The sequence below is a fragment of the Eubacterium sp. OM08-24 genome (assembly GCF_003438075.1).
GTDB lineage: Bacteria > Bacillota > Clostridia > Oscillospirales > Acutalibacteraceae > Ruminococcoides.
Map to the genome: position 1 here is coordinate 110,322 of NZ_QSTA01000003.1, position 16,108 is coordinate 126,429.

Sequence of the window (16,108 nt, forward strand, 5' to 3'; positions counted from 1 at the left end):
AAATGGAAGAAGTTTTAATTGATGATAATATGGTTTTTGATATTGATAATTTAAAAGGATTTCTTAATGATACCAGTTCATTTGGGTTTATAGCTAAAGAAAATAATAAAATTATAGGATTTGCATATTGCTATACACTTTTAAGACCTGATGGAAAAACAATGTTTTATTTACACTCAATAGGAATGTTACCTAACTATCAAGACAAAGGTTATGGTTCAAAATTATTATCTTTTATTAAGGAATATTCTAAAGAGATTGGTTGTTCTGAAATGTTTTTAATAACTGATAAAGGTAATCCTAGAGCTTGCCATGTATATGAAAAATTAGGTGGTAAAAATGATTATAAAGATGAAATAGTATATGTATATGATTATGAAAAAGGTGATAAATAAATGAATATAGTTGAAAATGAAATATGTATAAGAACTTTAATAGATGATGATTTTCCTTTGATGTTAAAATGGTTAACTGATGAAAGAGTATTAGAATTTTATGGTGGTAGAGATAAAAAATATACATTAGAATCATTAAAAAAACATTATACAGAGCCTTGGGAAGATGAAGTTTTTAGAGTAATTATTGAATATAACAATGTTCCTATTGGATATGGACAAATATATAAAATGTATGATGAGTTATATACTGATTATCATTATCCAAAAACTGATGAGATAGTCTATGGTATGGATCAATTTATAGGAGAGCCAAATTATTGGAGTAAAGGAATTGGTACAAGATATATTAAATTGATTTTTGAATTTTTGAAAAAAGAAAGAAATGCTAATGCAGTTATTTTAGACCCTCATAAAAATAATCCAAGAGCAATAAGGGCATACCAAAAATCTGGTTTTAGAATTATTGAAGATTTGCCAGAACATGAATTACACGAGGGCAAAAAAGAAGATTGTTATTTAATGGAATATAGATATGATGATAATGCCACAAATGTTAAGGCAATGAAATATTTAATTGAGCATTACTTTGATAATTTCAAAGTAGATAGTATTGAAATAATCGGTAGTGGTTATGATAGTGTGGCATATTTAGTTAATAATGAATACATTTTTAAAACAAAATTTAGTACTAATAAGAAAAAAGGTTATGCAAAAGAAAAAGCAATATATAATTTTTTAAATACAAATTTAGAAACTAATGTAAAAATTCCTAATATTGAATATTCGTATATTAGTGATGAATTATCTATACTAGGTTATAAAGAAATTAAAGGAACTTTTTTAACACCAGAAATTTATTCTACTATGTCAGAAGAAGAACAAAATTTGTTAAAACGAGATATTGCCAGTTTTTTAAGACAAATGCACGGTTTAGATTATACAGATATTAGTGAATGTACTATTGATAATAAACAAAATGTATTAGAAGAGTATATATTGTTGCGTGAAACTATTTATAATGATTTAACTGATATAGAAAAAGATTATATAGAAAGTTTTATGGAAAGACTAAATGCAACAACAGTTTTTGAGGGTAAAAAGTGTTTATGCCATAATGATTTTAGTTGTAATCATCTATTGTTAGATGGCAATAATAGATTAACTGGAATAATTGATTTTGGAGATTCTGGAATTATAGATGAATATTGTGATTTTATATACTTACTTGAAGATAGTGAAGAAGAAATAGGAACAAATTTTGGAGAAGATATATTAAGAATGTATGGAAATATAGATATTGAGAAAGCAAAAGAATATCAAGATATAGTTGAAGAATATTATCCTATTGAAACTATTGTTTATGGAATTAAAAATATTAAACAGGAATTTATCGAAAATGGTAGAAAAGAAATTTATAAAAGGACTTATAAAGATTGATTATATAATATATGAAAAGCTATTATAAAAGACATTAGTATTAAATAGTTTAAAAAAATGAAAAATAATAAAGGAAGTGAGTCAAGTCCAGACTCCTGTGTAAAATGCTATACAATGTTTTTACCATTTCTACTTATCAAAATTGATGTATTTTCTTGAAGAATAAATCCATTCATCATGTAGGTCCATAAGAACGGCTCCAATTAAGCGATTGGCTGATGTTTGATTGGGGAAGATGCGAATAATCTTTTCTCTTCTGCGTACTTCTTGATTCAGTCGTTCAATTAGATTGGTACTCTTTAGTCGATTGTGGGAATTTCCTTGTACGGTATATTGAAAGGCGTCTTCGAATCCATCATCCAATGATGCGCAAGCTTTTGAATATTTTGGTTGATCGATATAATCATGAATCAATCGATTTTTAGCCTCACGCGCTAAGTTAATATCTGTGAACTTAAAAATTCCTTTAACAGCTTCTCTGAAAGATTTTGAATTTTTTTTAGGAATGGTGGTAAAGATATTTCTTAGGAAGTGAACTTGGCATCTTTGCCAACTTACGTTGGTGAAGGATTTTCTAATGGCAGAGACTAATCCTTTGTGCGCATCAGAAATAACGAGTTCCGTACCTTGTAAACCGCGTTCTTTTAGGTATTCAAAAAATGTTGTCCAGGTCTCTTCGCTTTCGCCACTTTGAATCATGAAGCCGATAATTTCACGGTCGCCATCTTTGGTTATTCCAATCGCTATATGACAGCTTTTTGAGAGTACTCGATTTTCTTCTCGTACTTTTATATAGAGTACATCGGTCATTAAGTAAGGATAATTTTTTTCTGATAATAAACGATTCTGCCACTCGTTAACCATAGGTTCTAGCTGTTCTGTTAAGCTAGAAACGAAGGACTTAGAGACGGATTTACCACAAAGTTCTTCCACAATTTTTGATACTTTACGAGTTGAAACGCCTGATACATACATTTCCAACATTGAAGCCATGAGGGCTTTTTCGTTTCGTTGATAACGTTCAAACACTGTGGGTGAAAAATGGCCATCACGTGTTCTGGGTACTTTTAATTCTAGCGTGCCTACACGTGTCGTAAAGCTGCGCTCATAATAGCCATTTCGTTGACTTTGTCGGTTTTCTGTTCGTTCATATTCTTTTGCTTGAATATATTCTGTTCGTTGATTTTCCATTAGTTGATTAAATACCGTTGTTAAAATATTTTTAGAAACGTCATCCTTTACAGAATATTCAATAATGCTTTGAATCTCTTCGCTTTTCAGTGTAAAATGTACTTGGGTCATGTAAAAGTCCTCCTGGGTATGTTTTTGTCGTTAATAAAACAGCTAATACACCGGTTGAACCAGCAAACATAGAAGTAAACAATCCTACGTTTGTCATATCACCTGTTTTTACAGGGTTCTTTTGTCCGCTAGGCTTTGTTGGAGTAGTTGGCTTGCTCGGTTTCTGTGGCTGTTGTGGACTTACAGGTTTATTTGTTACTTTTTCTTTTACGGTAACTGTAATTGTTTTTTCAGTAATTGCACCATTTTTATCTACTACACGGAAAGTTACATGATAAGTGCCAGCCTTAGAAGTATCTACATCATTTGCAATAATGTTATCTTTTGTTAAAATAATCGTTCCGTCCTCTTTATCTGTTGCTGTCACATTTGCCAATGGGTCGAACGTATCGCCTACATTCAATGTAACATCATTTGCTGAAATGATTGGAGCAGAGTTAAGGTCGCCTGTATTTTGTTTCACAGTTACAGTAATCGTTTTTTTAGCAGAAGCTCCGTTTTTATCTGTTACTTTATAAGTCACATGGTAAGTACCAGCCTTAGAAGTATCTACATCATTTGCAACAATATTATCTTTTGTCAAAGTGATAGTTCCGTCCTCTTTATCTGTTGCTGTTACATTTGCCAATGGGTCGAAAGTATCGCCTACATTCAATGTAACATCATTTGCAGAAATAGTTGGTGCTGTATTATCTTCTCCTTGTGAGTTTAACGATAATTCTACTTTTAAAACAACGTTTCCGTCTTTATAAGTACCGCAATCATACTCATAAGTAACTGGTTTTTTTACATCATCTACCGTTATAATTCCTGTATCTTTATCTAAAGTTCCATTTGCAGTAACTTTTACTTTTGAAATATCTATTCCTTGTTCAACATCTTTTTTTAAGTCGATTTTATTCCCTTTAATATCAATATAACCGTTGCCTACAAAAGCATGATTATTTTCAAGAACTTTATTCTCTCCGACATTTAACCAGTATAAATCATCGCAAATTAATTTTTTAATTTTTGTGTTTTTACTTATATCAAGACCTCTTATCCCTTGTTCAAAAATTTCACCGCAACGTAGCATTTCAAGTTCTAAATTATTGCTTAAATCTAATTTTTTAATAGTTGTATCATGACAAAAAAGGCGTGTCAGTTTTGTGTTTTTTGTTACATCTAATTCAGCTATATTTGTCATATAACATGATAGTTGTTTCAAATTAGGGTTCTTACTTATATCAAGTGTTTTTACTTTTGTATCTCCTATATCTAAAGTGACTAATTGCGGATTATGTGTGACATCAAGTTCCATTAATCCTGTATTGCTACAAGATAGTTGTTCTAAGTTAGGATTGTTTGTTACATCTAAATTGGAAATAGAGGTACTATCTGCAAATAACGTATTCAATTTTTCATTCTTAGATACATCAAGACTGTTAATTGATGTATTATCGCAAACGAAAGCTTCCAAATTCGGATAACGTGTTAAATCAACGCTTCTTACTTTTGAAGAACGACAATCTAATCTTTTTAAAGATGAGTTTTTAACCGGACTTAAGTCTGAAACAGAAGTCGTAGAAACATCTAAAGACTGCAAATTTGTTAGATATTGAATACCCTCTAATGAAGATATCGTTTTCATATCATGCAAGTTTAAGAATTGGGCTTTTGATATTTCATCAACAGATAACACACTATCGCCGTCTTTATCAAATTCTGCAATGATTTGTTCTCTAAATACTTTGTCTGGAAAATGTGCTTCATCAATAGCAATGCTTCCAGCTTTTACTTCTGTATTTTTGCTTGCTTCAACGGTCTTATCTTCGGTAACCACTTCTTTTTCTGGTGTTGCAGGTGTTTCCTGTTTTGTACTTTCTTCTTTTAAAGTTTCTGCATTTTCAGCAGTTTCTTCCTGTTCCTTGTCTGTTATATTCTCTTGTACTTCTGCGTTTTCTGTTTTCTGTTCCACAGGAACTTGCTCTGTCTTGTTTTCTTCTACAACGGCTTCCTGCACAACTTCTGTGTTTTCCTGTGCCATGACAGGAGTAGGAAGCCCTGTAAGTGCAGTTGTTGTTCCAATCATCAATGCGGAACTTACTGCAAGGACTTGTTTTTTCTTCATAGTTTGTTCACTCCTTATTTTTCATAAATTCTTTGCATAGAAAAACGCACAAACTCCCCCTTATAACTGGATAATCTGTGCGTTCTGTTTATTATTGATAGAATTGAAAAAAGGGCAGAATTTACTTGTCTGTCTGTCTGTCTGTCTGTCTGTCTGTCTGTCTGTCTGTCGCAAGCGTAACAATGTGTGAACATGACTGTCAACCCTTTCTTTCAAAAAAATTCAATCCTTGCTTCTATACAAAAAACATTATACTGGAAACAAACACCTCTTTCAATCTTTTTATGCGTGCAAGATAAAAAAATTGAGACATCACACTTTTCCTTTTTTCCTCTTGAGTACCCACAACAGAAAAGAAAAAGCCCTGTCAAGAGCTTGCCACCATTGGTGGTGCTTTGCACTCTTGATCGGGCTTTTTGTTTGCTGTATCTTCTCGCAAGAGGAAAAAGATTACTCGTCCTCATCATCAAAATGGTTATTCCTTAATACTTCCCGTAACAGTTCCATATCCTCTTTTGAGTTCGGATTTATCATTTTCACGACTTGATAAGGTGTCCTATATTTATGTCCCTCTATGCTTTCCCCAAACATATCCATACTGTATAAATCATCATAGCGGTCTAGTAATTTTTGAAACTTCAAATGCTGGATAAATTCTTTGATTGGGTAAAGGTCGGACGCTTCAATGCTTTTCCCGTTGATATAGTCTGTAATGTATTCCCGTAACTTTTCCAACTCATATTCCAGCCATTCTTCCTCGCTGTCAAAGAAGTTATCATAGTGTCCGTGTTTCAGTTCTGCATTTAGACGTTCTTCTGTTCTTAAAAACTGACAGACTTCTTTTTCAGACTGATTGACATACTTCCATTCTCCCGATAATAATTCATTCGGCGTTACGTCCAGCACTTCCATTATCTTTTCCAGCGTTTCATAAGCAGGATAGTTCAACCCTCTTTCAATCTTGGAAAGGCTCTGCATATTGATACCGATTTTGTCCGCAAGTTCCTGTTGTTTCATTCCCCTAAATTTTCTTATGGTCTGTATATTATTTCCTAAATGGCTTATTTTCATTGCACAACCCTCCATATCTCGTTATATCTTCACTGTTATAAGTCTATCATGCTTAATATGATTTGTAAAGACAAAAAAAGATATTGACAAATAAGCATATAAGAATTACTATGCTATTGTGAGTGAATAAGCACAATAGCATGAAATACAAAAACATTCAAAAAGAAATACCCATCTGATTAAACCCGTAGATATGAATATTGGTTGAAATGGAACTTGTTAGAAAAGGCAAAACAGGACTTGCTGACAAAGTATTTCTGACACGGTGGCGGAAGCCTCTCAGGCTTACCGCCATGACACCTTGTGTCAAGGGGAAGAAATGCTTTGTCGGCTGGCGAGCCTGCGAGCCTTGACTGTGCCCCCGTTATCTAACAGGGGGGCACTATTTCACAAAAGACAAGTCAAAAACCATACAACCCCAAACCTGTGAGTAGTAATGAGAAGTTTTAAGAAGATAGTAATTTCACATTCTTTTGAATAGTGGTTTACAGGTATTTCAAGGCTGTTGTGGGATTGGAGGAATACAATGAACAATTTAGAATTTGCACTTGAAATGAAGAACAAACGTCTTGCAAGCGGTCTTTCACAAGGAGAACTTGCAAGTCTTACCCATGTATCAAGATATAGTATCAACCGCTTTGAGAACGGAAAAGCCAACGCAAGTAAAGAAACACAGAACATTATCCTGCGTTGTCTGAATTACTATGTCTGTGATAAGCCTTTTTATCTGCTCGTTGATTATCTGTCTGTCCGTTTTCCAACGACTGACGCATTAGAAGTTATCCGAAAGGTGCTTGGCATGAAAGCGGACTATTTTATCCATTATGACTATGGGTATTATGGCTATAAGGAGCATTATGCCTACGGGGAAATCAAGGTCATGGCTTCTGATGATGAACACATGGGTGTATTTTTAGAATTAAAAGGGGCAGGCTCACGCAACATGGAATATGTCTTACAGGCACAGAACAGGGATTGGTATTCATTTTTAAACCGCTGTCTTGACTGTGGCGGTGTTATCCGACGTTTTGACTTGGCAATCAATGATATGTGCGGTCTGCTGGATATTCTCGTTTTGTCTGAAAAATACAAAAATGGCGGTGCGGATTGTCGCTGTAAAAACTATGAAAATGTACAAGGTGGAAAACTAAGCGGAAAAAACCGTAATTTAGCAAGTACCCTTTATATCGGCTCAAAGGCAAGCACAAAATATTTCTGCCTGTATGAAAAACAAAAGGAACAGGCAACCAAAAAGAAACATACGGATATTATCAACCGTTTTGAAATTCGTCTGCGTGATAAAAAGGCAGTACAGGCAGTTGAGGAATTGTTATTGACATATAACCCTCATGGGTTGGTGTTTTACCTTATTACTGATTTTGTGCAATTTCCCGATTATCCGCTGTGGGAGATATTCATTTCCCATGACAGTTTACCTTTTGAAATGAACCCCGTACCTGTCAATATGGAACGCACTCTGCAATGGCTGGAAAGACAGGTCATGCCGTCAATCGTGATGATAGAGGAAATCGACAGGCTGACAGGCTCAAACTACATGAAAATGATTGATGAATGTACCAACCTTTCCGAAAAACAGGAAATGCTTGTAGAACAGATGTGTACGGATATAGCAGATGTAATCGAAAGTGAGGGGGTGTTTTATGAGTAATGCACAGGATATTCCCGTATGGGAAAAATATACCCTTACCATTGAAGAAGCGTCAAAGTATTTCCGTATCGGAGAAAACAAGTTAAGACGCTTAGCAGAGGAAAACAAGGACGCTGGCTGGCTCATTATGAATGGCAACCGCATACAGATTAAACGCCGACAGTTTGAACAGGTTATTGACAAATTGGACGCAATCTAATGCAAATGAGCCTTGTATGTGTTATGATGAACACAAGTCATATCAAGGCTCTTTCCAACAAGGAAAGGAGCAGACACCATGAAAGAAAAAAGACGGGATAGTAAAGGACGTATCCTGCATACTGGAGAGAGCCAACGAACAGACGGGAAATACTTATATAAATATGTAGACGCATTTGGAAACACAAAATATGTGTATGCTTGGAGATTGACACCCACAGACCCGACACCAAAGGAAAAACGGGAAAAACCCTCACTTCGTGAACTGGAACAGCAGATAAGACGGGATATTGAGGACGGTATCGACAGCACAGGCAAGAAAATGACGCTTTGCCAACTCTATGCCAAACAGAACTTACAGAGGGCGAATGTGAAGAAAAGCACACAAAAACAACGGGAACAACTCATGCGGTTATTGAAAGAGGACAAGTTGGGTGCTAGGAGCATTGATGCGATAAAACCCTCTGACGCTAAGGAATGGGCGTTACGCATGAAAGATAAAGGCTTTTCCTATAACACCATTAACAACCATAAACGCTCGTTAAAAGCGTCATTCTATATCGCCATACAAGACGATTGTGTAAGGAAGAACCCTTTTGATTTTAAGTTAAGTGAAGTCCTAGAAAATGATACCAAAGAGAAAGTCGCATTGACAGAGGAACAGGAACAAGCCTTACTCTCATTTATCAAGACAGACAATGTGTATCACAAGCATTATGATGATGTGCTGATACTGTTAAAGACTGGACTTCGTATCTCGGAACTGTGCGGACTGACAGTAGCTGATATTGATTTCAAGAATGAAGTTGTAATTATCGACCACCAGTTACTAAAGAGCAAGGAACAGGGCTATTATATTGAAACGCCTAAGACGAAAAGCGGAATAAGACAAGTGCCATTAAGTAGAGAAACAATACAGGCATTTCAACGGGTTATGAAGAAACGCCCAAAGGCAGAACCATTTGTGATAGACGGACAGAGCAATTTCTTATTTGTCAATCATAAAGGCAAGCCCAAAGTTGCGATTGATTACAACGCCTTATTTGTCCGTATGGTAAAGAAATATAACAAGCACCACAAGGACAATCCCTTGCCACATATCACACCGCATACGCTACGCCATACATTCTGCACAAGACTGGCAAGCAAGAACATGAACCCAAAAGATTTACAGTATATCATGGGACATTCAAACATTAGTATCACAATGAACTGGTACGCTCATGCGTCCATAGATACCGCAAAATCAGAGGTTCAGCGTCTAATCGCATAGAAGTATTTACCACGATTTTAACCACGCTTGATAGCGAAAATATAAGAAGATAGACCTAGATATGTGAGGTTTACCACAAAAGCAAAATGCCCGTAGAGCCTATAAAATAAGGCTTTGCGGACATTTAAGGAGATATAAAAAGATAGTCAAAAAGACATATATAATTTATCAATAAATCTGTAAGCCGTAATATGTTAGTGCTTGTTAATCTTTATTATTTTTTTGCTTTCTGCAACCGGTAGAAATAATTAATGCACCCGTAATTGTCAACAATGCAAACCAAATATTACAGTTACCGTTATAACCTGTATTAGGCACATCATTTTGCACTTTTTTAACTGTATCAATTGTAGCTTGAGAAGTATTTTTTTTAACTACTTTGGTTGGTTCAACAGTTTCACTACTGTTTATAACCGAACTTTCCACTGTTTCTCCTTTATAACCACACACTGAACACTCCTGATGCTTTAGTCCGACTACATCACTTGTCGGCTGTCTATCTGTTATCCAATTAAGACTGTGATCTTCGGGAGATACTATATCACCGTCCTCACATTCTTTCCAATGCTTTTCTTCGTCATATTTCCAACTATCAACAACCTCGTGATTATCAAGAGTAGGAGATTGATTAAGGTTTTCCTTTGCAGATACTACCATAACAAGTCTGTTTTGATCTTCATCAGGCAAATGTCTGAAAATGTTTGTTTCAACATCGGCATAATATGACATAACGGTATAAATATCATTTACAAGATTTTTTCCCTGGTCATGCTGTGCACCTTTGTTCCAAGTATAATGCTTACCGTTATTTCCTTCAAATAATGAGCAACAAACATAATAATACCAATCTTTTCCGCCGCCAAACCAATACCTTTTACTTGACAATGTTTTTGTCCAAACGCTACTTGACACAAACAGTGGATTGCTACTAATGCCAGAAGGAGGCGTAAGGTTTCCGTTTTCTTTGCCAAAGAAAATATCATACATAGATACCTCGTTTTTTGAACCCTTTGGATTATAATCGTCATATATCATTTGATATTCCTGAGCATTCAACCCCACCTTGCCTTTTAGCGAACCTGACTGAACAGTATACATCGGTACCCAAAATTTATTAACTTTATTTTCAGCCTCACTTTTATAATTGTAAATGTAAGCTGTTTTTATCAGATTTGAAATATCTTGCTTAACAGTAGATGTATACATATAAACATCATGCCCAGGCTTCTGATAATGACGAATATTACTGTCAAGTCGCTTAACTGCAGTTTCATCAGCTAATTGAACAATCTTCTCCAATTGCTTTTCAAGAAGTGTCATAACACCTTCAAGGAAATTAGCACGACTGTTTGGTAAATACTTTTTATATTCCTCCATTCGAGCTATCAGAGAAGTTTTCATGAGACTTGCAGATGTTATATATAAATTCATTAGAGAGTTCCAATAATTTTCTCTCATCTCATATCCCTGATGTTCCCATTTATTTACTTGTAAATCATACTTATTCATAAGATCCAGAGATCTACGATCGTCACCATCGAGAAGCGTATTAATATCAAGCAGGCGATTTCCAAAAGTCAAAACCAAAGTGTCATAAGCAGCGTGTGCCGTATTCAGTTGTGAAGGATCTCCTCCTGGATCATCTCCCATATTCCATATAAGTACATCCTTACGACCCTGTTCCTCATAACCCGGTTCGATCACCTTAAGAGCTTCCATATATTCGCATGTCAAAGTAAACAATGAACCTGATGAATTTTTCATCATATCTGATATTTCATTAATAGTTGACTGCTTCTTAAGCATCTCTTTAATATCATCTAAATCTTTTAATATCTCGTCCTGTTTTTCATTAACCTCATCTATTGCCTGAAGTATTTTTTGCGTATCACTTTCCTCTGTACCGAAAATCAGACTAAAAAACTGTTGTGAAGCCCAATCTCCGATTTTCGTACCTGTTTTATTGGCAAGGGTTTTTATTGCGGTTTGAAATAGAGAAGTAATAGCATCACTGGCAAGAGCACTATTGGCTGTACCATTGCTGTAAGATGTATCCATATCAACATCATTTTCTTCCTTTGCCATTACCTGTGTTGGCAAAACAGTTATAAACATACTAAGAATAAGTATAAAACTCAAAAACCGTTTTTTCATAGTGTTTCCTCGCTTTCAATTTAAATATTAAATAAAATAAATTTTGCCTTTTTGGGGGTGCGCTAAATAGTACTTGATAATGCTATTTATTATTCATTTTTCTAATTTCAGGGAGAGTAAAGTCATAGTGCATTGAAAGTTCAGCGAATAATTTTTGAATAACACTATCTGCAATTTTGCGAATATCCTGTTGCAAAATTGCGTTAATAATGTTGTCTCTTATACTCTCGGTCACGCAAAAAATTGTAAGACTCATGGATAAAAATCTCTTTATTTTCCGTTCAAGCGTAAAATACATATCGCACTTTTTTATCATGAAACTACGCATCATTCCTGATGTTCCTATTTCAATTTCATAAAAATCTGCTTCCGTATAACCGGGCATAGTATTTTTGAAAATAACAGATAATTTTTCAGCAGTTTTTCGGTTAATGAAAGCCAGCGACTTGCTATAAGTATATGCTTCAATATAAATCTGTCTTATATTCTCATTCAATTCTGAAATAGCAAGCTGAATAGCTGTCTCAAGCGCATAAACCATAAGCAGATCTGTATTTTCACCGAGAAATATCTCAGCTATATTAAATTGATTTGTAAACATAAACTGTGTAAGATCTAAAAGTACGCCGTCTTTAGTACGAAATATGTTATGAAAAGAGCCTGCCGAAACTCCGGCAGTTGTGAGTATATCTACCATTGTCGTATTATTGTAGCCTTTCTCAATAAAAAGTTTGACGCAAGCAGAGAGTATCGCATTTTTGGTTGCCGCAATATCATATTTATTTGCCGTAATATCACCTCCTATTAATTAATATATATTTGGGTTGTATCCTAATTTACATCATTGTATCACATCATATCAGAAAAATCAATAAAAATTTTAATTTTCTTGCAATTTTTTATAGTATTTTTTAACTTATGCTATATTTTAAAAAAATTCCTACACATTTTAACTTTTATATGCTATAATTAAATTAATACTAAATGAAATTAGGTGAATATTTTGGCTTTTGATACATTTGACGAGGGTATTGTCCCGGGCGGAATGAGGAGCAAATACGAAATCCGTATTCTGATATGCTATCTTTTAAATTCAATTAAAGAACCCGTCAGCAAAGAAATTATTGTTGACTCAATATGTGAGGAAAGCCTTGCAAATTACTTTGAAACAAGCTCGTGCTTTGACGATCTTATTGAAAAGGGAAATATAATTGAAAAAGGTACTGACGGAGATGTTAAAACCTACACTGTCAGTGAAAACGGCGTTATGATTGCAAATCAGCTCGACACCATACTTGCCTACACTGTAAAAGAAAAGGCGTATGACTGCGCAATAAACCTGCTTGCGCAAAAGAAAAAAGAGCGTGAAAACAGCGTAGAAATCGTTAAAACTGATATGGGTTACAATGTAAACTGCAAAATTTCAGGCGGAAATCTCGATTTGCTCAGCTTTTCGATTTTTGCACCCGATATGCCGCAGGCTCAGATTATAAAAAAGAATTTTTACGATAATCCAACCAATTTTTATAAGGTAATTCTCGCTATGCTTACTCAGAATAAGGAAAGCGTGTGTGAGGCACTCGAAAGTCTTTTATGATTATAAAAGCAATTGATAAGATTAATATTAAGAAACAAGATACCGACTTGCAATTTTAATGCGAGTCGGTATTTTTATATATAGAATATATTTGTTTTTACAATTGATTTTTGCTTAAATAGCCTCATTCTGCTATTACTTTGTAAACCTTGTAACTTTCATTTTTTAATTGTTTGAACATACCCTTTCCGATTGGAGAAATATATTTATCTTCAATTGTATAAGCTACATTTCCGGATAAATCTAAAATTTCCGTTTTTACCTTTTCATCATTATTTTTTAAATTATAAACAACCTCAAATAAACCGTTCTGATCTACCGAATAAAATCTGCTTATTTCATAATTATCGGCAGAGTTTGTGTAAAAATTTTTTCCTTTGTTATCAATTAAATTATAAACTCCGTTATTATCCTTTGTAATACAATATCCGTTTACAAAACCAGACGGAAAAAGCTCTCCTCTTAACGCTGCATCTGTTATTATATTACCGTCAGTATCCGTAACAATTTCTCTATTTTTAATATATGTTTTATCATTATATTGTGCAACTACTCGTCCATCGCCTAAATTGTACTCTGATATTTCTAAATTTACATCAAAAACTTTCCCGTTTTTATCAATCAAAACAACTTTGTCGTTCTCATCTAACGCAACTGTATACTTGTTTATATTTTTTTCAAAATCAATTTGTCCCCAATATTTAAAATAATCATCACTTGCGTAACCGGCAAAATTAATAATTTTTTTGTAATTAAAATCTGTAACAGTTTTATTGTTATAATCAATAAGTCCATATTTTTCGCCTTTTTTTGCTATAATTAATTTTGGTGACGCAAGATAAAGTTCATCATATTCAGCAGGTATAATTTCATTTAAATCTAAATCTAATGCGCCATATTTATATAAATTTTCTTCATTTTTACCGAAAATAATTACACCGTTATCTATTTTAGGTGAACTGTATTCTGAATCTATGTACTTTAATTCTTTTGTTTTCAAATTGTATAAGGCAAATTTCTCCTCACTACGAATCGGAGTATCGAATTTAATTATAATACAATCACCGTATATTCCACATATTTGTCCGCTTTTTCCATATCCCTCATTAAGTGAGATATTAGAAAGATTGGCAACCATATTACCTTCCAAATCAAATATAACATTGTATGCACAAAAATTTGAGGTGGAATTATAATTTGAATACATAACATTCACAACCAAATATTCTCCATTCTCATATATCTCAGATATTCTAAAATTACTGTCCGACATTGAATATCCGCTTGAGGTTGCCGCCTCATCTAGCAAAATTTCTTCAAATTTATACTTTTGATTTTTCTGCGGAATCGGTGCAACATAGTTTGTATTCTCATAATTTGGTTCTGTTGCAGGTTGTGTTGTAATCTGTGTTGCCATAGCCTCTGTTGTCACGGTTTGTTGTGACGAATTCGCACTATTCTCTGACTGTGAAGTGTCTGATTGATTTTCACCGTTATTACAGGCACACAAGACCGAAGTCAGCATAGCCGCAATCAAAATGCCTGAAATAAATTTTTTCATAAAATATTCCTCCTCATAAAGCTCAAACTGTTTTCTAAAAGTAAACTTTAAATATTAAAAATTTTCGTTTTGCTAACAATTGTATTATACAGTTTTCGATTACAAAACGCAAGTGTTTTAAAATATTTTTATCAAAAACTTTTTGAGGTGAATTATATGTTTGACTTTGGTTTAAGAATAAGACAATTACGAGAATCAAGAAATATGTCACAAGAAGAGTTGGGCAGACGAGTCGGAAGAAGCAAGCCTGTCATAAGCAATTACGAAAACAACATCAAATTTCCTCCGCTCGAAGTTTTAATCTCAATTTCAAATGTGTTCAATGTTTCTCTCGACTACTTGGTTGGCATAGAAAAGAAAGATGCACTCTACATTAACAACCTAAACGAAACGCAGTCAAATATAATGAAACTGCTCTATGAAGAATTTAGCGACTGCAACCTTAAAGGCAAAGAATTGTCAAACAGACAGCAAAAAATACTAAGTATGCTTTTAGTCGAATTTTTAAATTCATAAGTCACCGCAACAGTGGCTTATTTTTATATATTGCAGAAAAAGCCTTGCTAATTGATTTTGCAAGGCTTTTGAAAGATAATAAAATAAACAGAAATTAATTTAAAAAAACAAATTCAGTCCAAGCATAAGTGTTACTCCCGGCACTCCGCCAAAGGCTGAAACGCACACCGACACAAGGCTTATCGGCAGGTACACGCCTGTAACCGAGCCGCTCAGATTTACCGCAACAAGCGTTAAAATTCCTACTGCCATTGAAAGCAAACTTCTTTTAAACGGGTGCTTGCTTTTGCTTATGTAATGGGCGAGTGCAAACAGCAAAAATGCACCGAAAAACATTAATCCTATTCCCCACAAAGGCATAATTCACAGCTCCTTTAGCATTAACAATACCTTAAAACAAAAATAGACCGCAGGACTAACCTACGGTCTATAATTATGTTTGAAATTTTGAAAATATTACAAGCTTAATCAGAAACTGCTTCCGACAAAATAAGCAAGTACATTAAGTGCAATTACAATAATTACGAAAACTGCAGCAAAAAACTTTGTAAAACGAGCAAGTTTTGCGTCAATTGAGCGAGCCTTATTTTTTGAGAAATAAGAGTCAGCCGCACCTGAAACAACGCCGATACCCTGCTGGTTACCCTGCTGAAGAATAATTACGATGATAATTGCGATGGCTGCTACGATAAGCACTGAACCAAGAACAATACCCCAAACGCCCATATTATACCGTTCCTTTCTATAATATAAAATGTATAATAAGTTCTAAATACAAAAACTAACTAATTTATATTAACATAAAATTATAGCTTTTGCAAG

16 protein-coding genes are annotated in these 16,108 nt (G+C 34.1%); 7 read left to right on the forward strand and 9 right to left on the reverse strand.

Annotation, left to right across the window (positions count from 1 at the left end):
• Nucleotides 1–2: 2 nt before the first annotated feature.
• Nucleotides 3–395: a GNAT family N-acetyltransferase gene (locus DXC23_RS07170; RefSeq protein ID WP_000393259.1), complete on the forward strand. Its 393-nt coding sequence runs from the start codon at nt 3–5 to the stop codon at nt 393–395.
• Nucleotides 396–1,835 carry an aminoglycoside O-phosphotransferase APH(2'')-Ia gene (gene aph(2'')-Ia, locus DXC23_RS07175; protein WP_001028144.1) on the forward strand — a complete coding sequence of 480 codons (1,440 nt, stop codon included), beginning with the start codon at nt 396–398 and terminating at the stop codon, nt 1,833–1,835.
• 129 nt (nt 1,836–1,964) lie between these two features.
• On the opposite strand, the gene DXC23_RS07180 is transcribed toward aph(2'')-Ia, so the two are convergent.
• From DXC23_RS07180 to DXC23_RS07195, 4 genes are all read right to left on the reverse strand, one after another.
• Nucleotides 1,965–3,137, reverse strand: a complete 1,173-nt coding sequence (locus DXC23_RS07180; RefSeq protein ID WP_000195429.1) for an IS256-like element IS256 family transposase — start codon at nt 3,135–3,137, stop codon at nt 1,965–1,967.
• On the reverse strand, nt 3,085–5,247 hold the full coding sequence (locus tag DXC23_RS07185) for an immunoglobulin-like domain-containing protein (RefSeq protein WP_021361842.1): 2,163 nt from the start codon (nt 5,245–5,247) through the stop codon (nt 3,085–3,087). Before DXC23_RS07185 ends, DXC23_RS07180 begins: the two co-directional genes overlap by 53 nt.
• Nucleotides 5,248–5,307: 60 nt before the next feature.
• Nucleotides 5,308–5,463: a hypothetical protein gene (locus DXC23_RS07190; protein ID WP_158552490.1), complete on the reverse strand. Its 156-nt coding sequence runs from the start codon at nt 5,461–5,463 to the stop codon at nt 5,308–5,310.
• A gap of 234 nt (nt 5,464–5,697) precedes the next feature.
• A complete protein-coding gene (locus DXC23_RS07195; protein ID WP_009242236.1) occupies nt 5,698–6,318 on the reverse strand; it encodes a helix-turn-helix transcriptional regulator in 621 nt (206 codons plus the stop codon).
• Between the two features lie 526 nt (nt 6,319–6,844).
• On the opposite strand from DXC23_RS07195, the gene DXC23_RS07200 reads away from it, so the two are divergent.
• The 3 genes from DXC23_RS07200 (at nt 6,845) to DXC23_RS07210 (ending at nt 9,458) form a co-directional block, all read left to right on the forward strand.
• The gene (locus DXC23_RS07200; protein ID WP_117705453.1) at nt 6,845–7,987 is read left to right on the forward strand and encodes an XRE family transcriptional regulator; all 1,143 of its coding nucleotides are present in this window, start codon (nt 6,845–6,847) and stop codon (nt 7,985–7,987) included.
• On the forward strand, nt 7,980–8,186 hold the full coding sequence (locus tag DXC23_RS07205; protein WP_002341493.1) for an excisionase: 207 nt from the start codon (nt 7,980–7,982) through the stop codon (nt 8,184–8,186). Before DXC23_RS07200 ends, DXC23_RS07205 begins: the two co-directional genes overlap by 8 nt.
• A 78-nt stretch (nt 8,187–8,264) precedes the next feature.
• Entirely contained in the window at nt 8,265–9,458 is a 1,194-nt protein-coding gene (locus DXC23_RS07210) for a site-specific integrase (RefSeq protein WP_021361840.1), read from the forward strand.
• A 204-nt stretch (nt 9,459–9,662) separates the two neighbouring features.
• On the opposite strand, the gene DXC23_RS07220 is transcribed toward DXC23_RS07210, so the two are convergent.
• Both DXC23_RS07220 and DXC23_RS07225 read right to left on the reverse strand, forming a co-directional pair.
• Nucleotides 9,663–11,612: a hypothetical protein gene (locus tag DXC23_RS07220; RefSeq protein WP_117705454.1), complete on the reverse strand. Its 1,950-nt coding sequence runs from the start codon at nt 11,610–11,612 to the stop codon at nt 9,663–9,665.
• A gap of 82 nt (nt 11,613–11,694) precedes the next feature.
• The gene (locus DXC23_RS07225; RefSeq protein ID WP_347474787.1) at nt 11,695–12,417 is read right to left on the reverse strand and encodes a helix-turn-helix domain-containing protein; all 723 of its coding nucleotides are present in this window, start codon (nt 12,415–12,417) and stop codon (nt 11,695–11,697) included.
• A gap of 198 nt (nt 12,418–12,615) precedes the next feature.
• Between DXC23_RS07225 and DXC23_RS07230 the strand changes: the two genes are divergently transcribed.
• Complete coding sequence (locus DXC23_RS07230; protein WP_117705456.1) at nt 12,616–13,209, forward strand: DUF4364 family protein; 594 nt, start codon at nt 12,616–12,618, stop codon at nt 13,207–13,209.
• A 124-nt stretch (nt 13,210–13,333) separates the two neighbouring features.
• Here the strand turns inward: DXC23_RS07230 and DXC23_RS07235 are convergent, their stop codons facing one another.
• A complete protein-coding gene (locus DXC23_RS07235; RefSeq protein ID WP_117705457.1) occupies nt 13,334–14,770 on the reverse strand; it encodes a hypothetical protein in 1,437 nt (478 codons plus the stop codon).
• A gap of 156 nt (nt 14,771–14,926) precedes the next feature.
• Between DXC23_RS07235 and DXC23_RS07240 the strand changes: the two genes are divergently transcribed.
• Complete coding sequence (locus DXC23_RS07240) at nt 14,927–15,286, forward strand: helix-turn-helix transcriptional regulator (protein ID WP_117705458.1); 360 nt, start codon at nt 14,927–14,929, stop codon at nt 15,284–15,286.
• Between the two features lie 99 nt (nt 15,287–15,385).
• Here the strand turns inward: DXC23_RS07240 and DXC23_RS07245 are convergent, their stop codons facing one another.
• Both DXC23_RS07245 and secG read right to left on the reverse strand, forming a co-directional pair.
• The gene (locus DXC23_RS07245; RefSeq protein WP_117705459.1) at nt 15,386–15,646 is read right to left on the reverse strand and encodes a pro-sigmaK processing inhibitor BofA family protein; all 261 of its coding nucleotides are present in this window, start codon (nt 15,644–15,646) and stop codon (nt 15,386–15,388) included.
• A 108-nt stretch (nt 15,647–15,754) separates the two neighbouring features.
• Nucleotides 15,755–16,012, reverse strand: coding sequence for a preprotein translocase subunit SecG (gene secG, locus DXC23_RS07250; RefSeq protein ID WP_117705460.1), 258 nt, complete (start codon nt 16,010–16,012; stop codon nt 15,755–15,757).
• Nucleotides 16,013–16,108: the final 96 nt, after the last annotated feature.

Bases quoted from the DNA above. Each gene is read 5' to 3' on its own strand.
- DXC23_RS07240 (WP_117705458.1), top strand. From the start codon at position 14,927: ATGTTTGACTTTGGTTTAAGAATAAGACAATTACGAGAATCAAGAAAT.
- DXC23_RS07205 (WP_002341493.1), top strand. From the start codon at position 7,980: ATGAGTAATGCACAGGATATTCCCGTATGGGAAAAATATACCCTTACC.
- DXC23_RS07235 (WP_117705457.1), bottom strand. From the start codon at position 14,770: ATGAAAAAATTTATTTCAGGCATTTTGATTGCGGCTATGCTGACTTCG.
- DXC23_RS07245 (WP_117705459.1), bottom strand. From the start codon at position 15,646: ATGCCTTTGTGGGGAATAGGATTAATGTTTTTCGGTGCATTTTTGCTG.
- secG (WP_117705460.1), bottom strand. From the start codon at position 16,012: ATGGGCGTTTGGGGTATTGTTCTTGGTTCAGTGCTTATCGTAGCAGCC.
- DXC23_RS07185 (WP_021361842.1), bottom strand. From the start codon at position 5,247: ATGAAGAAAAAACAAGTCCTTGCAGTAAGTTCCGCATTGATGATTGGA.
- DXC23_RS07200 (WP_117705453.1), top strand. From the start codon at position 6,845: ATGAACAATTTAGAATTTGCACTTGAAATGAAGAACAAACGTCTTGCA.
- DXC23_RS07195 (WP_009242236.1), bottom strand. From the start codon at position 6,318: ATGAAAATAAGCCATTTAGGAAATAATATACAGACCATAAGAAAATTT.
- DXC23_RS07180 (WP_000195429.1), bottom strand. From the start codon at position 3,137: ATGACCCAAGTACATTTTACACTGAAAAGCGAAGAGATTCAAAGCATT.
- DXC23_RS07210 (WP_021361840.1), top strand. From the start codon at position 8,265: ATGAAAGAAAAAAGACGGGATAGTAAAGGACGTATCCTGCATACTGGA.
- DXC23_RS07170 (WP_000393259.1), top strand. From the start codon at position 3: ATGGAAGAAGTTTTAATTGATGATAATATGGTTTTTGATATTGATAAT.
- DXC23_RS07220 (WP_117705454.1), bottom strand. From the start codon at position 11,612: ATGAAAAAACGGTTTTTGAGTTTTATACTTATTCTTAGTATGTTTATA.